The 14,936-nt window shown below is 67.2% G+C and carries 18 protein-coding genes and 1 tRNA gene; 10 read left to right on the top strand and 9 right to left on the bottom strand.

Annotated elements, in window-relative coordinates; all coding sequences use genetic code 11:
- Window positions 1–42: 42 nt before the first annotated feature.
- Both DU502_RS14750 and DU502_RS14755 read left to right on the top strand, forming a co-directional pair.
- Complete coding sequence (locus DU502_RS14750; RefSeq protein WP_121921514.1) at window positions 43–651, top strand: halocyanin domain-containing protein; 609 nt, start codon at window positions 43–45, stop codon at window positions 649–651.
- 79 nt (window positions 652–730) lie between these two features.
- A complete protein-coding gene (locus DU502_RS14755) occupies window positions 731–1,549 on the top strand; it encodes a universal stress protein (protein WP_121921515.1) in 819 nt (272 codons plus the stop codon).
- Here the strand turns inward: DU502_RS14755 and DU502_RS14760 are convergent.
- A complete protein-coding gene (locus DU502_RS14760; protein ID WP_121921516.1) occupies window positions 1,533–2,885 on the bottom strand; it encodes a cyclic 2,3-diphosphoglycerate synthase in 1,353 nt (450 codons plus the stop codon). The two genes, DU502_RS14755 and DU502_RS14760, sit on opposite strands and share 17 nt — an antisense overlap.
- A gap of 92 nt (window positions 2,886–2,977) precedes the next feature.
- Here DU502_RS14760 and arcC point away from each other — a divergent pair, with 92 nt between their 5' ends.
- Complete coding sequence (gene arcC / locus DU502_RS14765; protein ID WP_121921517.1) at window positions 2,978–3,916, top strand: carbamate kinase; 939 nt, start codon at window positions 2,978–2,980, stop codon at window positions 3,914–3,916.
- Window positions 3,917–3,928: 12 nt separating this feature from the next.
- Here arcC and DU502_RS14770 read toward each other — a convergent pair whose 3' ends face one another.
- Window positions 3,929–4,546, bottom strand: a complete 618-nt coding sequence (locus DU502_RS14770; RefSeq protein WP_166033690.1) for a metal-dependent hydrolase — start codon at window positions 4,544–4,546, stop codon at window positions 3,929–3,931.
- A gap of 257 nt (window positions 4,547–4,803) precedes the next feature.
- Between DU502_RS14770 and DU502_RS14775 the strand changes: the two genes are divergently transcribed.
- A complete protein-coding gene (locus DU502_RS14775; RefSeq protein ID WP_121921518.1) occupies window positions 4,804–5,556 on the top strand; it encodes a hypothetical protein in 753 nt (250 codons plus the stop codon).
- 34 nt (window positions 5,557–5,590) lie between these two features.
- Window positions 5,591–5,737, top strand: coding sequence for a hypothetical protein (locus DU502_RS18400; protein ID WP_158601190.1), 147 nt, complete (start codon window positions 5,591–5,593; stop codon window positions 5,735–5,737).
- 147 nt (window positions 5,738–5,884) lie between these two features.
- On the opposite strand, the gene DU502_RS14780 is transcribed toward DU502_RS18400, so the two are convergent.
- Both DU502_RS14780 and DU502_RS14785 read right to left on the bottom strand, forming a co-directional pair.
- Window positions 5,885–5,959: transfer RNA gene (locus DU502_RS14780), tRNA-Met, on the bottom strand.
- 49 nt (window positions 5,960–6,008) lie between these two features.
- Window positions 6,009–7,883 (bottom strand): ABC transporter ATP-binding protein, encoded by a 1,875-nt coding sequence (locus tag DU502_RS14785; protein WP_241966838.1) that lies wholly within the window; start codon window positions 7,881–7,883, stop codon window positions 6,009–6,011.
- 89 nt (window positions 7,884–7,972) lie between these two features.
- On the opposite strand from DU502_RS14785, the gene DU502_RS14790 reads away from it, so the two are divergent.
- On the top strand, window positions 7,973–8,152 hold the full coding sequence (locus tag DU502_RS14790) for a DUF7836 family putative zinc-binding protein (protein ID WP_121921520.1): 180 nt from the start codon (window positions 7,973–7,975) through the stop codon (window positions 8,150–8,152).
- On the opposite strand, the gene DU502_RS14795 is transcribed toward DU502_RS14790, so the two are convergent.
- Both DU502_RS14795 and DU502_RS14800 read right to left on the bottom strand, forming a co-directional pair.
- Window positions 8,153–8,560: a translation initiation factor IF-2 subunit beta gene (locus DU502_RS14795; RefSeq protein WP_121921521.1), complete on the bottom strand. Its 408-nt coding sequence runs from the start codon at window positions 8,558–8,560 to the stop codon at window positions 8,153–8,155.
- A gap of 89 nt (window positions 8,561–8,649) precedes the next feature.
- A complete protein-coding gene (locus tag DU502_RS14800) occupies window positions 8,650–9,183 on the bottom strand; it encodes a DUF7344 domain-containing protein (protein WP_121921522.1) in 534 nt (177 codons plus the stop codon).
- Between the two features lie 321 nt (window positions 9,184–9,504).
- Between DU502_RS14800 and DU502_RS14805 the strand changes: the two genes are divergently transcribed.
- Window positions 9,505–9,738, top strand: coding sequence for a UPF0058 family protein (locus DU502_RS14805; protein WP_121921523.1), 234 nt, complete (start codon window positions 9,505–9,507; stop codon window positions 9,736–9,738).
- A 135-nt stretch (window positions 9,739–9,873) separates the two neighbouring features.
- On the opposite strand, the gene DU502_RS14810 is transcribed toward DU502_RS14805, so the two are convergent.
- On the bottom strand, window positions 9,874–10,308 hold the full coding sequence (locus DU502_RS14810) for a DUF555 domain-containing protein (RefSeq protein WP_121921524.1): 435 nt from the start codon (window positions 10,306–10,308) through the stop codon (window positions 9,874–9,876).
- Window positions 10,309–10,545: 237 nt separating this feature from the next.
- On the opposite strand from DU502_RS14810, the gene DU502_RS14815 reads away from it, so the two are divergent.
- From DU502_RS14815 to DU502_RS14825, 3 genes are read left to right on the top strand one after another with little or no spacing between them, the layout of a single operon-like run.
- Window positions 10,546–10,941, top strand: a complete 396-nt coding sequence (locus DU502_RS14815) for an ArsR/SmtB family transcription factor (RefSeq protein ID WP_121921525.1) — start codon at window positions 10,546–10,548, stop codon at window positions 10,939–10,941.
- On the top strand, window positions 10,934–12,085 hold the full coding sequence (gene arsB / locus DU502_RS14820) for an ACR3 family arsenite efflux transporter (RefSeq protein WP_121921526.1): 1,152 nt from the start codon (window positions 10,934–10,936) through the stop codon (window positions 12,083–12,085). Before DU502_RS14815 ends, arsB begins: the two co-directional genes overlap by 8 nt.
- 2 nt (window positions 12,086–12,087) lie before the next feature.
- On the top strand, window positions 12,088–12,510 hold the full coding sequence (locus tag DU502_RS14825) for an arsenate-mycothiol transferase ArsC (protein ID WP_121921527.1): 423 nt from the start codon (window positions 12,088–12,090) through the stop codon (window positions 12,508–12,510).
- On the opposite strand, the gene DU502_RS14830 is transcribed toward DU502_RS14825, so the two are convergent.
- Together DU502_RS14830 and DU502_RS14835 are read right to left on the bottom strand one after the other, a co-directional pair.
- Window positions 12,511–13,425: a DNA-3-methyladenine glycosylase family protein gene (locus DU502_RS14830; RefSeq protein WP_121921528.1), complete on the bottom strand. Its 915-nt coding sequence runs from the start codon at window positions 13,423–13,425 to the stop codon at window positions 12,511–12,513.
- A 38-nt stretch (window positions 13,426–13,463) separates the two neighbouring features.
- Window positions 13,464–14,891 carry an APC family permease gene (locus tag DU502_RS14835; protein WP_158601191.1) on the bottom strand — a complete coding sequence of 476 codons (1,428 nt, stop codon included), beginning with the start codon at window positions 14,889–14,891 and terminating at the stop codon, window positions 13,464–13,466.
- Between the last annotated feature and the right edge of the window lie 45 nt (window positions 14,892–14,936).

The raw sequence follows: 14,936 nt of genomic DNA on the forward strand, positions 1-14,936 counted from the left end.
AACCCCGAAAGTCGAATAGTCGTCGACCGCCATAATGGAACGATGACCGACGAACGCACCCGCCGGACGGTCCTGCGCCTCGCCGTCGGGGCCGGACTGGTGGGACTGGCCGGTTGCCTCACTCCTCGCCGGCAACCACGACCCGGTGGCGGCGGAGACGGCGGGTCGGGGGCCCGCGGAACGCCCCACAGCCCCGGGAGTGGGCCCCACGACCAACAGGGGACGGGACGCCACGGCGGCCAACACGGCAGTCCGATGGGGCCACACGGGTCGACGACCCGCCGAGGAACACAGGCGCGGGACGGCGACTCGGCCGATCAGTGGTTAGCCGATGTCGACAACTTCGACGGGGTCGTCGACCGAACCAACCGGTCGACGGTGACGGTGCGAGTCGGCGCGGCGGGCAACGGCGGCTACTACGCCTTCGAACCCCCGGCCGTCCGCGTGTCGCGAGGGACGACCGTCGAGTGGACGTGGACCGGCGAAGGCGGCGCGCACGACGTGGTCGCGCGCGACGGCAGTTTCGAGAGCGACCTCACCGCGAGCGCCGACGCGACGTTTAGCCACACGTTCGCCACGACCGGAACGTATCCGTACTACTGTACGCCACACCGGTCGCTGGGGATGAAAGGCATCGTTGTCGTCGTCTGAGCGCGTATACGCCACGTTCCCGCGGCAACGGAACCGCCCCGCGATTATATGACAATGGAACAATAATTTTCGAGGTGGCATGTACCAGGTACTCGTCCCCGTCGACACGAACACGAACCGCGCGCAGCATCAGGCGCAGTACGTCGCTCGCTTGCCCAACGCCGAGTCGACCGTGGCGGCGACGGTGCTCTACGTCGCGCCGCCGGAGACGTTCGCCTCGGCCGACGAGGTGTCGTTTGCGGAGGTGGACGCCGCCGCCACCGCCGCCGAGATACTCGAACGCACCGGTGTCGAGGTCGACCGCCGCGTCGATGGCGGGAGCGTCTCGCGGGCCATCGTCGACGCCATCGAGGACGTGGATGCCGACGAAGTGGTCATGGGCGGACGGAAACGATCTGGCGTGACCAGCGTGTTGCTCGGAAGTACCGTCCAGGACGTGTTGCTCTCGACGGAGCGGCCGGTCACCGTCACGGGCGAACGGGTGAGTCTCGGTGACGGGGTGCGCCGGGTACTCGTTCCGGTCGACGAGAGCGAGACGCGGGCGCGCCGACAGGCGGCGTACGTCACTGATCTGCCCGGCGATCCGTCGAACGTCGAGGCGACCGTGTTCTACGTCTTCCGCCACCAGGATTACGCGGGCGCTCCACCCCACGAGTTCGCGGAGGTGGATAGTGCCGTCGCCGCCGCCGAGGAACTCGAAGCGGCCGGGGTCGAGGTCGAACGCGTCGCCGAGGGCGGGGAAATCGCCCGGCGCATCCTCCGAGCGGCCGAGGACCGCGCCGTCGACGGCATCGTGATGGGCGGGCGGAAACGCTCCGGCGTCCAGAAGGTGCTGCTCGGAAGCACGATCCAGGACGTCTTGCTCTCCGCCGAGCGACCGGTCACGCTGACGGGGTGAGCCCCAGCTGGTCGGCGTGGCGGTCGAGCACGTCGTCGAGCGTGAAGTTCTTCTCGGCCAGTTCGTACCGGACGCGGACGACGGGCACGTCCACGTCGATCAGGCGGGCGAGATCGTGTGGCGTCCCGGAGACCACCACCTCGGGATCGGCATTCCGGATCGTCGCCTCGAGGTCCCGAATCTGCCGGTCGCTGTACCCCATCGCCGGGAGGACGGTGTCGAGGTGGTCGTAGGCCTCGAACACGCGTTGGAGCGACCCGACGGCCACGGGTTCGGGGTCGACGATATCGGCGGCGCCGTACTTCCGGGCGGCGAGGAGGCCGGCGCCGTGCGGGGCGTTGCCGTGTGTGAGCGTCGGACCGTCCTCGACGACGAGGACGCGCTTGCCGGCGATGGCGGACCCGTCGGCCGTGATCGTCGAGTCCGCGTGGATGATCGTCGCGTCGGGATTCACCGCGCGGGCGTTCTCCTCGACCTCCCGAATCCCGGCCGCATCGGCCGTGTTCTCCTTGTTGATGAGGACGTAATCCGCGATCCGGAGGTTGGTTTCCCCGGGGTGATAGCGGAGTTCGTCGCCAGCGCGGTGCGGATCGGCCACCACGACGTGCACGTCGGGCGTGTAGAACGGGAGTTCGTTGTTGCCGCCGTCCCAGACGATCACGTCGGCCTCGGCTTCGGCGCGGTCGAGGATGGCCGCGTAGTCGACGCCCGCGTAGACGACGTGGCCCCGTTCGATGTGGCCCTCGTACTCCTCGCGTTCCTCGATGGTCACCTGCTGATCGTCCAGATCGTCGAGGCTGGCGAATCGCTGGACCTTCTGGGCGACGAGGTCGCCGTAAGGCATCGGTTCCCGGACGACGACGACGTCGGCACCGCGGTAGGCCAGTAAATCCGCGAACTTCCGGGCCGTCTGTGACTTGCCACAGCCCGTTCGGACGGCGTCGACGGCGACGACCGGCACGTCGGCGTCGAGCATCATCCGGTCCGGACCGACGAGGCGGAAGTCCGCACCCGCAGCGAGCGCGCGCGATGCCTGGTGCATCACGTGTTCGTGCGATACGTCGGAGTACGAGAAGACGACCGTGTCCACGTCCGCCTCGTCGACGATGGTTTCGAGGTCGAATTCGGGCCGGATCGGAATCCCGTCCGGGTAGCCCTCGCCGGCCAGTTCGGCGGGATATCGTCGCTCCGGCGGTTCGTCGAGTTCGCCGAGGTTCTGCGACTCGGTGCGCGTGAACGCGACCACTTCGCAGGAGTCGTCGTCGCGGAAGACGGTGTTGAAGTCGTGGAAGTCACGCCCCGCCGCGCCCATGATGACGACGCGCGTCGTGTTCATATGTCAACAGTACGCGGCAGACGACAAGATAGTTCCCCGGCCCCGTGTATGAGGGACCGCCTCTATAACTGCCCGCGGCGCGTCGATGGAGTATGAACGACACGCGGAGCGACGGGACCGATCCGCTCGTGGTGGCGCTCGGTGGAAACACGCTCCTCGGCCAACACGGCCCGTGGACCGCCGACGAACAGCGCTCGGCGGTCGAGCGCACGGCCCGACACCTCACGGACACCCTCGACCCCGGAACCGACCTCGTCCTCACGCACGGCAACGGCCCGCAGGTCGGCAATCTGCTCGTCCAACAGGAGGCCGCCGCGGAGACGCCACAGTTGCCCCTCGACGTGCTGGTGGCCGAGACGCAGGCACAGATCGGCTACATGCTCCAGCAGGCACTCGACAACGAACGACCGACCGAGACCGAGGTCATGACGCTCGTGACGCAGGTGGTCGTCGACGGCGACGACCCCGCGTTCGCCCGGCCGACGAAACCCGTCGGTCCCTTCTACACGGAGACGGAGGCGGCCGAGAAGCCGTTCGAGACGCGCGCCGTGTCGGACGGCGAGCGCCCCTACCGGCGGGTCGTCCCCTCACCGGATCCCGTCGAGGTGGTCGAGGCCGACGAAATTGCGGAACTCGTCGCCCGCGGGAACACCGTGGTCTGTGCCGGGGGAGGCGGCGTGCCGGTCGTCCGCGATGGGGGCCTCCGCGGCGTCGAAGCGGTCGTGGACAAGGACCGAACCTCGCAGTTGCTCGCGACGGCGCTCGGCGCCGACACATTAGTCCTCCTGACCGACGTGGCGCACGCGTACGTGAACTACGGCGAGGCGGATCAGCGGCCGCTGGGACGGGTCACGGCCGCCGACCTGCGGAAACACCTCGACGCGGAAGAGTTCGGCGAGGGGAGCATGCAGCCGAAAGTCGAGGCCTGCCTCCGGTTCGTGGCGGCAGGCGGCGAACGCGCGATTATCACGACGCCCGACCAACTGGGCGACGCGCTGGCCGGCGAGGCCGGGACGCGGGTGGTGGCGTGAGCCGCGTCGGTGTCAGGCGCGATAGCGCGCCGGGACGTACGCCAGGACTCCCTCGGGGGCGAGCGGCGTGAGCACGCGGTCGACGAGCACGACGGCGAGAGCGGGCAGGACGCGCCGGACGGTGGTATAGACGGCTGCGACGGCCAGCGCACCGACCACGAGCCAGCGGAGGGGGGCGCCGAGCGAGACGAGGAGGGGGACCGCGAGCGCGACGGAGAGGAAGAAATCTCCGGGCGAACCGTCGTAGCGGACCCACCGACGCGGCGCGATCCAGCGGCGGTTGTAGTGGTCGTAGACGGCGCGGTCGGAGGTCGCCTCCCACGGGCGGAGTTCGAGCCCACCCCCGAACGCGTCGGCGACGCTGTGGACGGCCGCCCCGAGGAGGACGAACGCAGTAGCGACCGTCAGGAGGGTGGGGACCGCGACGGCGAGCGCGAGCGCCACCGCCGCCAGCGCGGAGTAGTACACCGGATAGTGGAGCGTCTTCCGGTGCCCGGCATAGAGGTCGAGGTCAGGTAACACGCCGCCGACGAGCCCCGCGACGAGTGCGACGGCGCCGAACTCCGGGCTGACGTACGCCACCGGGAGGGCGAGGACCATCCCCGCGATGGCGTGGGTCGGGAGCATCATCGTGTCGGTTTGTATGGAACAGGATTTGATCAATGTATCGGTGATTCATACGGCGTGACGGAGGCGAACCAATCAGTTGGCCACAACATTCATGTTATGCAATGACATAGCATAGTGTGGAGAGGTGATGAGGTAGTCCATCGAAAGATCCCCCCGACCGCGACATGCCGCGCGGCGAACGCACCGCTTTTCCGCGACCCCGTTTTCCCGTCCGAACTCCGAACCGTTAACACTCCGTCCATCCGAATCGGTGCCCGATGGGTACCGTACTGAGCCTCGTCGCCGACGTGCAGTACGATCTCCAACGACTCCACGGGCTCTGGATGGCGCTGGCGTTCCCCCAGTTGCGCGACTCCCATCCCGTCGTGTCGCGGTGGACGCCGACCACGACGCGGGAGCGCGTGACGTATCGGGTGTGGGCGGTGCTCGGGGCACTGGGACTGTTCGTCGGCTACCCGCTCGCCGTCCTCGGGCTCCTGATCCGGTTTCACGTGCGGCGATTCGACCGCACGGCGACCCGACTCGGTGCCGTCGGGACCGTCCTCCTCGCCGCCCTCGTCTGGGGGGCGCTGACCGCACTCGCTCGACTCCGCTTCTCGACAGAGGGCTTTCTCGCCGTCGCCGCCGCGGGCACCGTCGCCGTCCTCTCGACGATTCTCGCACTCCTCTTCCGGCGAATCGGCGGCCGCGTGACGACCGTCTTCGTCGCCTACCCGTTCGCCGTCGTCGCCGTCTTCCTGCCACCCGTCGTCGCCGCGCTCTACTCGCCGACGCTCGCGAGCGTCGTCTTCCCGCGGAGTGAGACGCTGGCCATCTGGCTCCTCGACAGCGTCCTCACCTACGGGAACCTGAACACCCTCCTCCGCCAGCGGTTCGAACTCGTCGGCTTCGCGTACGTCGCGATGTGGGGCAGTCTCGCCGTCCCGGTGGGGTGGGCGCTCGGCCTGCTGGTGACGCTGGCGAACCTCGTCCGACCGAGTAGCGGGGACGAGGAGGAAGGAGACGGATAGACACCTCCAAGGGGCCGGGGCGACTGCTCCGACTGTGGTCGTCATCGTGACCTGCGAGGAGTGTGGGCGGGGGTACTCTCACACCCGCTTCGTCGGCGAACCCGACCGGCACGGCGCCCGGCCGATCCAGTGTCCGAACTGTTACGCGTATCTGGGGCGGACGGAGCAGGAGTCTGGGTGAGCGGGAGGTAGATTTGAACCACGCCGAGACGTTCCTGCTCGCTTCGCTGCGCGGGCTGCGACTCGCCTGGTTCAAATCTACTGGGCATTTTTCGGCCGACCGGCTCCCTCCTCGCTTCGCTCGTCGGTCGCGGTGTCGGCCGAAAAATAGCGGGAGGTAGATTTGAACTACCGATCTCCGGGTTATGAGCCCGGCGGAATCTCCTGGCTATCCCATCCCGCTACCAGCGTCTATCCGCGAGACGGCGTTAAGGGTTTTGAAATCGGAACTGTCAATCCATTGCCTCCGGCGACGCGAACCGAGCGGGGAGGTCCTCGACCGATCCCACCTGCACCGCCCAGAGGTCGGCGTAGAGGCCGTCCTGCGCGAGTAGCTCCTCGTGCGTCCCGTGCTCGACCAACTGCCCGTCGTCGAACACGAGGATGGTGTCGGCGTCCCGCACCGTCGACAGCCGGTGGGCGATGGCGAAGGTGGTGCGGTCGGCGGTCAGTTCCGCGAGTTGCCGCCGGATCACCGTCTCCGTCTCGTTGTCGACGTGGCTCGTGGCCTCGTCGAGGACGAAGAGTTCGGGGTCGGTCACCAGCGCCCGCGCGATGGCGAGGCGCTGCCGCTGGCCGCCGGAGAGCTTCACGCCGCGCTCCCCGACGACGGTGTCGTAGCCGTCGGGCAGGTCGGTCACGAACTCGTGGGCGCCGGCGCGCTTCGCGGCCTCGACGACCGCCGCTCGGTCCGCGTCCTCGCGGCCGTACCGGATGTTCTCGGCGACGGTGCCGTGGAACAGGTACGGCTCCTGACTCACGTAGCCGATGGCGTCCCGGAGGCTGGTGCGGGTCAGATCACGGACGTCGTGGCCGTCGATACGGACGGCGCCCGCGTCCACCTCGTAGAACCGGAGGAGGAGTTTCAGGAGCGTCGTCTTTCCCGCCCCGGTCGGGCCGACGACGCCGACGAAGTCGCCGGGGGCGACGGCGAAGCTCACGTCTTCGAGGACGCGTCCGTCGCTTCCGGGGTAGGCGAAGGAGACGTGCTCGTAGGTCACGCGCCCCTCGGGGTCGACGAGGTCGACGGCGTCGTCGACTTCGGGGAGTCGTGGCCGGCGCTCCTCCACGTCGACGATGCGAGCGGCGGCGGCGCTGGCGTACTGGTAATCGTCGAGTACTTCCCCGACCCGTCGCATCGGGTAGCGGAACCGACGGCTGTAGAGCAGGAAGGTGACCAGCACGCCCGCCGAGAGGGGTTCGGTGAAGACGAAGGGCGGCCCGAACAGCACCCACCAGCCCCCGAGCAGGAAGGTGACCGTGTAGCCCGTCGCGGTGATGGCCCGCACGACGGGGAAGAAGGCGATACGAACGCGGATGGCGTCCCACTGCCGGTCGAGATACGATCCCGACGCCGAAGCGACGCGGTCGTTCTCGAAGGCCTCGTTCGTGTAGGCTTTCACCGTCTCGATGCCGCCGAGGTTGTTCTCCAGGCGCGCGTTGAGCGAGCCCACCTGCTCGCGCACGGCGCCGTATTTCGGCTGAATACGCCGCACGAACACGACGGACACGGCGACGAGGATTGGGACGACAGCGAGCGACACCAGCGCGAGCTGCCAGTTCAGCCAGAGCATGATGGCGCCGATGACGACGACGCGGGTCACGATGCGCATCGCGTTGTGGAGGCTCGTCGTGAGAAACTCCTCCAGCTGGTTCACGTCGTTGTTGAGGACGCTCATCAGTTCGCCCGTCTGCGTCCCCTCGAAGAAGGCGAGTTCGAGGTCCTGCATCGTCCGATAGGCGGCCGTCCGCACCGCGTGCTGGAGGTGCTGGGCGAAGTGGTTCCACGCCCAACTGTTGATCCACGCGAGGCCCGCAGCGCCGAGATAGCAGGCGAACGCGACACCGACGAGCAGGCCGAACTGCGCGCGGACGGCGGTCGGGAGCCACGCGTCGGGGACTAGCGGGAGCGCGAAGGGCCGGGCGTCCGTGAAGAACACGTCGATAGCCAGTCCGAGGAGGTACGACGGGAGGAGTTCGAGCGCGATGGAGCAGGCGCTGGCGACGCCACCGAGGAGGAACGCGGGGAGGTGCGACCGGCCGTAGGTCAGCAGGACGCGGCGGAGTGGGGCGTCGTAGTCACCCGATTCCGGTGTGTCGTCGCGCACGCCCCCACGAAGGCGACGGCCGACCAAAACGTCTCGGGGCAAGTATCTTCGCCGAACGTTTAATGACACTCGGTGACACATTGCGGGGCATGGTCGAAGCGTTCGTCAGATTGCTGTGCCCCGAGTGTGGGAAAGATTGGGAAGACGCGCCGACGGAGCTTCCTGCCCCGAAAAAGAATTTCAGTTGTCCCACGTGCCACGCGACGCGCCGACTCGCGGAGTTCATGCGGACCGAGCGCGACTTGGAGCTGGTAAAACAGTTCGAGTAGTCAAAGGTCCGGTACGGCCGACAACGCCCCGCAAGCGTCGCATTTCAACACGGTCGCGCTGCGCTCGTCCACCAGCCGTGTGTCCGGCGAGCCACACTCCGAACACGTCACGAAGGACTCGACGTACTCGTCGATGGCGTCGGCCACGCGCGACTGCTTGAAGTCGCCGGTGAACCGGGCCCGCCCCCGGTCGTCGATGCTGGCGCTGGTGCCGAGCTCCGACTGCAGGAACTTGAGCAGGTGGTCCTGCGCCCGGTTCAGGCGGTCGATGGTCGCCTGAAAGTTCTCGTAGATGGTGACGTTGCCCTCGGGACGAACCTCGGGGTCGGGAACTTGAAATCGATCGGCTGCGTCGCCTACCTCCGGCGTCTCGGTCAGTGCCCGGTCGAGACTGTCTTCGTAATCCATGAGTCGATGTGGCACCCCCGGCGACTAAAACGTTTCAGAACGGGGCGAGACGGACGAGACAGTCGCCGTGCGCGACGACGAGTGACGTGCTACCGGTCGTAGACGACGGCGCCAATCCCACCTAGCGACAGAACCAGGGCCAGCCCGAGGGAGAGTCCGTCGGGAAAGACGCCGAGTTCGCCGGCGAAGACGACACCGAGCGCCGAGAGGAGGAGGAGGACGTCGAGCGGTCGCTTCTCACGCGTCGAGTCCGCTCGCCCCTCGAATCGGTCGAGATACGCCAACAACTCGTCGGTTTTCGGCGTTCGCTCGATAGTCCCCCGATCCTGATCGAACGCGATGGCGTCGAACTGATCGAGTTTCGGGAGATGGGCCTGATACAGCGAGACGTACACCCGCTTGCGCTGCGTGGAGGTGACGGTGTCCTCCGGCACGTCGTTTTCCACCGCGGCGACGTGTCTCGCCAGGTCTCCCTGCGTCGTCGAATCGCGGTCCCGAAGGTACTCGAGGACCAGCCGGCGTCGGTGGTTCTGGAGGATGACGAAGATTTGATCCAACTCTTCCGGGGGCGACGCCGCCCCCTCCTCCGTTTCCTCCGTCTCGACAGCCAGCGTCGAACTCATACGAACAGACGTGATCGGTCGAATTCCCGTACGCGCCACTCTCCAAACCCGAGTACGGCTGTCAAAAATGTCAATGTCATATGCAATTTGAATACAATAGCAGAGAACAACAAGATCGGTGATATTCACGCCAGCGGGTGAATCCGAAAGAGGGGCTCGAGCGGTGATCGCTGACAGGCACAGTAGGCTCTGCCTACCGTCGTACTCCGGGGATGCTGGCCGTCTCTCACTGGTTGTGAGAGTGTGAGACAGTGACTATAGCCGCATGTTAACTCCACTCAAGATAGTAATATAACCTTCCACTCGCTATGGAAGGTTGTTATGAAAAAGCAGGAGCTCATTCACCTGCACGGCCTCCTCGCGGAGGTAGAGAAACAGTGTGCAGCATGGCACGACGACGAAATTGACCTTACGGCCTACGAGGAGATGGGGGTACGACCCACATCCATCCACAAATCGAAGACGGACCACAAGGCGGCTGTTTTTAAACTGGCAAACGGAATCACTTCTTCGCTGGAGACGTCCGAGGAGCGCGTCGCTCCTCACGCGGACTGATCCGACGGCGCGGTCTCCTGCCGAACGCCCGACCCAAAGAGCGCCTGCCATTCGTACTGCCGGCTGTACGTCGACAGCGATGTCTATCACCACCCCGGGGTAGCGAATCCCCCGAAACAGGGACAGCCGGCCGTATCACTCGTCGACCAGTTCCTCGAACTCCGGGATGAGATCGTCCTCGTCTTCCTCCTCGTCCTCGTCAGCTGGCTCCGTACTCGTCTCGCTCTCGTCCTCGTCCTCGATCGGATCGACACGCAAGACCGTGAGCGGAACGTTCTCGAGTCGCTGTCCGATCTCCTTGCGCGCGATGCGCGAGGCGTGTTCTTCCTGTTCTACGTTGAACACTTTCATCTCGAGTTCGAGCGCCACGAGAGCCTCGTCGGCGGCGATGAACGCGGGCGGGAGTTCCTCACCCGACGGGGACGTCCGCGACCCCATCTCGATTTCGACGTAGTTGAGGTCCGGATTCAACATCTCGCCGGTCTTGGCGATGGCGATACGGATCGCCTCGTCGGGAGTCTCTACGTCGTACACCGGAACCGCTGCCTCGACGACGACTCGACAGTCCATACCACACAGTAATTGTATTTCCACCGTCATGAACCTTCGCCCCCTCGGGCGACCGAGCGTCCCGACGGCCCCGTCGGCGCGAGTCGCCTGCGAGCCAGTTAGTTGAATAGCCATTCAATCTAAATTCCTCGTCGACAGGAATACAATCGCTCTGTATGCCGATATTGAGCTAATTTCGGCCATTTTCCCGATTTCGAACCGAAACATCTAATTGAGTAAATTCTAAACCAAATGCCGATGGCAAAGGGAACGGAACGACTCCGACGATATCTCGACGACGAACTCGGGGAGTGCCGGAGCGAGGACGTGGAGGAACGGCTCGACGAACTCGGCACGCTCGAAGCGGCGCTCGGCACGGCGCAGGTGCGCGCCGAACTCGACGTACTCTCGGCGCTCGCCAACGAGACGCGGTACACGCTCGCCCGCGTCCTCGTGGCGGCCGGCGAGGAACTCTGTGTCTGTGAACTCAATGCCGTCGTCGACGTGAGCGAGAGCGGTCTCAGCCACGCGCTCTCGAAACTCGTCGACGCCGGCCTCGTCGAGGGGCGGAAAGACGGGCGCTGGAAGAAGTACCGCGCGACCAACCGCGCCGTGACGCTCGTGACCGTGCTGGAGGGCAGTGTCGATGAGTAACGCCCACCAGCACGGCCCCAACTGCGACTGCGAGAGCTGTGGCGACCCGCGGTCGATGGACTTCCTCGATAAGTACCTCACCGTCTGGATCTTCGGCGCGATGGCCGTCGGCGTCGGCCTCGGCTACGTCGCCCCGTCGGTGACCGGCCCGATCCGTGACCTGCATCTCGTCGAAATCGGCCTCGTCGTGATGATGTACCCACCGCTCGCCAAGGCAGACTACTCCCAGCTTCGGGCGGTCTTCAGCAACTGGCGCGTGCTCGGCTTGAGCCTGATCCAGAACTGGCTCATCGGCCCGACGCTCATGTTTGCGCTCGCCGTCGTCTTCTTCAGCGGCCTCGTCCCCGGACTGCCCGCCCGTCCCGAGTACTTTCTCGGTCTCGTGTTCATCGGCATGGCCCGCTGTATCGCCATGGTGCTCGTCTGGAACGAGTTGGCCGAGGGATCGACTGAGTACGTCACCGGCCTCGTCGCGTTCAACAGTCTCTTTCAAATCGTCACCTACGGCGTCTACGTCTGGTTTTTCGGCCTCGTGCTTCCGCCCCTCTTGGGCATGGAGACGCTCGTCGCCGGCATCACGGCCTTCGACGTGACGCCGATGCAGGTGTTCGAAGCCATCGTCGTCTTCCTCGGCATCCCCTTCGCCGGCGGCATCCTCACCCGTTACGTCGGCACGCGAACGAAAGGCGAGGAGTGGTACGACGACGAGTTCGTCCCCCGTATCGATCCGCTCACCCTCGTCGCCCTCCTCTTTACCGTGATCGTGATGTTCGCCACGCAGGGTGGCAACATCGTCGCCGCGCCGGGCGACGTGCTCCTCATCGCCGTGCCCCTCACCATCTACTTCGTCGTGATGTTCTTCGTGAGCTTCGGGATGGGGCGCGGTATTGGCGCCGACTACTCGACCACCACCGCCATCGGCTTCACCGCCGCCTCGAACAACTTCGAACTCGCCATCGCCGTCGCCGTCGCGGTGTTCGGCGTCGGCTCCGGCGTCGCCTTCGCCACCGTCGTCGGCCCGCTCATCGAGGTGCCCGTCCTCCTCGCACTGGTGAACGTCGCGCTCTACTTCCAGCGACGGCTGGACTGGCGCGGCCGCGACACCGAGAGCATCGACGCGACGACCGACCCCACTGACGACTGACCATGACCGACACCACCCACCCGACCCGCATCGCCTTCGTCTGCGTCCAGAACGCCGGCCGTTCCCAGATGTCCGCCGCCTTCGCGGAGCGCGAACGGGAGCGCCGCGGACTGGACGTGGAGATTCTGACCGGCGGCACCCACCCCGCCGAGGCGGTCCACGACGAAGTGATCGAGACGATGGCCGAACGCGACATCGACCTCTCGGATCGGACACCCCGCGAGATCACCACCGAGGAACTCCGCACCTGCGACTACGTCACCACGATGGGCTGTTCGACGCTCGATCTGGGGGACGTGGACGTCGACGTGCGCGACTGGGCGCTCGACGACCCCGATGGACAGGATCCGGAGCGTGTCCGCGAGATTCGCGACGAAATCGAGACGCGAGTGAAGGCGCTGTTCGACGAAATCGAAGGCAAGTAGTCACTCCCCGCCCGCGCGCAGGTAGTAGAACAGATAGGTCTGGGCGTAGCCCGCGTACGTGCCGCCGAGTCGCTCGCGGATCGCTCGCGAGGTGTCGGCGTACGACCCCCGGTCGCAGTCGGGAAAGTGGTCCGCGATGGCGGACCGAATCCACGTATCCAGCGGCACCGCTTCGAGGTAGCCGAGCGAGAACAGCAACACGCAGTCGGCCACCTTGTCACCGACGCCGACGAACTGCGTGAGGTAGTCGCGCGCGCCCTCGTAGTCGTACTCGCGGGCCGCGGCCGGGTCGGCCGCCCCCTCCGCGACCATCTCGGCCGTCCGCGTCACGTACGGCGCCCGATACCCGAGTTTCAGGTCGCGGAGGTCTTCTTCCGTGCGTGCGGCGAGTTGCGCCGGCGTCGGGAAGGCGTGGTAGGTCCGGCCGTCGACGGTCAGGGTGTCGCCGTACTCGCTGGCGAGCGCACGTTGCATCCCGTGGATGCGCGACACCCGCATCTGCGCGGAGCAGATGAAGGAGATCAGACAGGGGAAGGGTGGGTCCCGAACCAGCCGCATCCCCCGATACGTCTCGTACGCGCGTTGCAGGAGCGGGTCGTCCGGCGTCGCCGCGAGGATGGCGTCGAGGTCGTCGTCGAGGCGGAGGAGATGGGTCAGGATGGGGACGGCGTCGGTCGTCGACTCCCACGCCAACCGGCCGTCGGTCTGGCGCACCCGGACGACGGCCCGGTCGTTGCCGACGGCGTCGAGCGGTGGGACGACCGTCTCGTACCACGCGTCGCCGCCGTGGGCGTCCATCCGCTCGTACATCCCACCGTCCGCTCGGTCCCAGAGGTAGCTCTGCCCGCTCTCGACGGTCGCCTGCAGGTCGAAGGCGCCGTCGAGGTCGGCGAGCGGGATGGCGCCGCGTTCCATAGCGGGAGGGAGGACCGCCGGGATTTCCCGGTTTCGCTTTACTCCCTCCCCTCGTACGCCGCGGACAACGGCGGGCGCTCGACCCCCCGATCCGCCCGGTAGTCGGCGGCAACGGCGAGGACGGCGACGCCGACGAGTTCCCACAGGAGGAGCGCGGGCAGGACGGTCGACAGCGGGTCGCGCACGAGGACGGCCTCGTCGACGACGGCGAGGGCGGGGTCCCAGCGCGTGAACCCGAGCGAGGTGGCGGGGTCGAGCGCGAACACCTGCCAGAGGACGACGGCCGCGGTAGCGACGCCGACGAGAGCGACGGTGGCGAGGGCGGGAGCAGGGAGGCGAAGCCGACACCGACGGTAGAGCGTCGGTCGGAGGACGGGGAGGACAGCCACGGACGCCGCGACCGTGCCGTAGCCGACGAAGATACCGGCGAGTGAGAGGTAGAGCGCCTGCCCCACGGCATCGAGAGCGACGACGGCACCCGCGAGCAGGCCGGTCAGCGCCAGCGCGGGGTCCGGGAGACCGGGGCGCGTGTCGCGGTCCGCGCCCGGTATCACCTCCGCGAACCCTCGGATCGCCCGCGTCGGGAGCCACACGGTCGCCAGCGCGGCGCCGAGGGTGGCGAGGAGCATCCCGGGCCCCAGCAACAGCGTCGTCTCGACGCCGAGGCCGCTGGCGGCCGCGTCGGCGAAGGGCGCCGCCGCGAACACCAGTCGTGGCCACGGGATGACGCCGAGCGTGACGAAGGCGGCCGCGACGGCGACGGCGCCGGCGAGCACGACGGCCAGGAGGAGCGCTCGCGGGACCGTCCGCCGGGGGTCGCGGGTGACCGTCGAGACGGCCGCGCCGGCATCGAAGCCGACGAAGCCGAAGAGCGTGGCGGCCGTGGCAGCACCGAGGGCGGCGAGCGGTTGCTCTCGGAGCGTCGGCGTCGGGAACAGCGGTGAGAAATTGTCGGGAGCGACGGCCAGGAGTGCGGCGAGCGCCATCACGACGAGGAGGGCGACGAGGGGACCGACGACGTAGAGTTGGGCCCGCCCGGCCACGTCGGGACCGAGCGCGTGGATGGCGACGAGGACTGCGAGAACGACGAATGTGGACACGGTGGGTGAAAGGGGGACGACACCGGCGAGCGACCGGCCGAGGGCGGCGACGAGCGCGGCGAGGACGGCGACGTACGCGCCGACGGCCGGCCACGCGGCGAGGAAGCCGAGGCGGCGGGAGCCCCACGTCCGGGAGACGGCGGCGTAGACGAGGCCGTCGCACTCGGCGAGCGGGCTAGACAGGTAGACGGCGTAGGCGACCGCAACCGAACAGACGGCAAGCGTTCCCACGACGTACGCGACTGGCGTAGCGGGGCCGCCGAGGTTCTCGACGCCGTGGGGCAAGGCGAACACGCCCGCACCTAGCGGTAAGCCGAGGGCGACGGCGACGACGTGACGGACGCCGAGGGGGCGGTCGAGGGACACGTTCACAGGGAGCGTGGCAGCGAAAAATAACTTGCGCGGCCCGGT

The organism is Haloplanus aerogenes (assembly GCF_003856835.1).
Lineage (GTDB): Archaea > Halobacteriota > Halobacteria > Halobacteriales > Haloferacaceae > Haloplanus > Haloplanus aerogenes.

Coding starts and splice junctions, on each gene's coding strand:
- DU502_RS14750 (WP_121921514.1), top strand. CDS start 43: ATGACCGACGAACGCACCCGCCGGACGGTCCTGCGCCTCGCCGTCGGG.
- DU502_RS14755 (WP_121921515.1), top strand. CDS start 731: ATGTACCAGGTACTCGTCCCCGTCGACACGAACACGAACCGCGCGCAG.
- DU502_RS14760 (WP_121921516.1), bottom strand. CDS start 2,885: ATGAACACGACGCGCGTCGTCATCATGGGCGCGGCGGGGCGTGACTTC.
- arcC (WP_121921517.1), top strand. CDS start 2,978: ATGAACGACACGCGGAGCGACGGGACCGATCCGCTCGTGGTGGCGCTC.
- DU502_RS14770 (WP_166033690.1), bottom strand. CDS start 4,546: ATGATGCTCCCGACCCACGCCATCGCGGGGATGGTCCTCGCCCTCCCG.
- DU502_RS14775 (WP_121921518.1), top strand. CDS start 4,804: ATGGGTACCGTACTGAGCCTCGTCGCCGACGTGCAGTACGATCTCCAA.
- DU502_RS14790 (WP_121921520.1), top strand. CDS start 7,973: ATGGTCGAAGCGTTCGTCAGATTGCTGTGCCCCGAGTGTGGGAAAGAT.
- DU502_RS14795 (WP_121921521.1), bottom strand. CDS start 8,560: ATGGATTACGAAGACAGTCTCGACCGGGCACTGACCGAGACGCCGGAG.
- DU502_RS14800 (WP_121921522.1), bottom strand. CDS start 9,183: ATGAGTTCGACGCTGGCTGTCGAGACGGAGGAAACGGAGGAGGGGGCG.
- DU502_RS14805 (WP_121921523.1), top strand. CDS start 9,505: ATGAAAAAGCAGGAGCTCATTCACCTGCACGGCCTCCTCGCGGAGGTA.
- DU502_RS14810 (WP_121921524.1), bottom strand. CDS start 10,308: ATGGACTGTCGAGTCGTCGTCGAGGCAGCGGTTCCGGTGTACGACGTA.
- DU502_RS14815 (WP_121921525.1), top strand. CDS start 10,546: ATGGCAAAGGGAACGGAACGACTCCGACGATATCTCGACGACGAACTC.
- arsB (WP_121921526.1), top strand. CDS start 10,934: ATGAGTAACGCCCACCAGCACGGCCCCAACTGCGACTGCGAGAGCTGT.
- DU502_RS14825 (WP_121921527.1), top strand. CDS start 12,088: ATGACCGACACCACCCACCCGACCCGCATCGCCTTCGTCTGCGTCCAG.
- DU502_RS14830 (WP_121921528.1), bottom strand. CDS start 13,425: ATGGAACGCGGCGCCATCCCGCTCGCCGACCTCGACGGCGCCTTCGAC.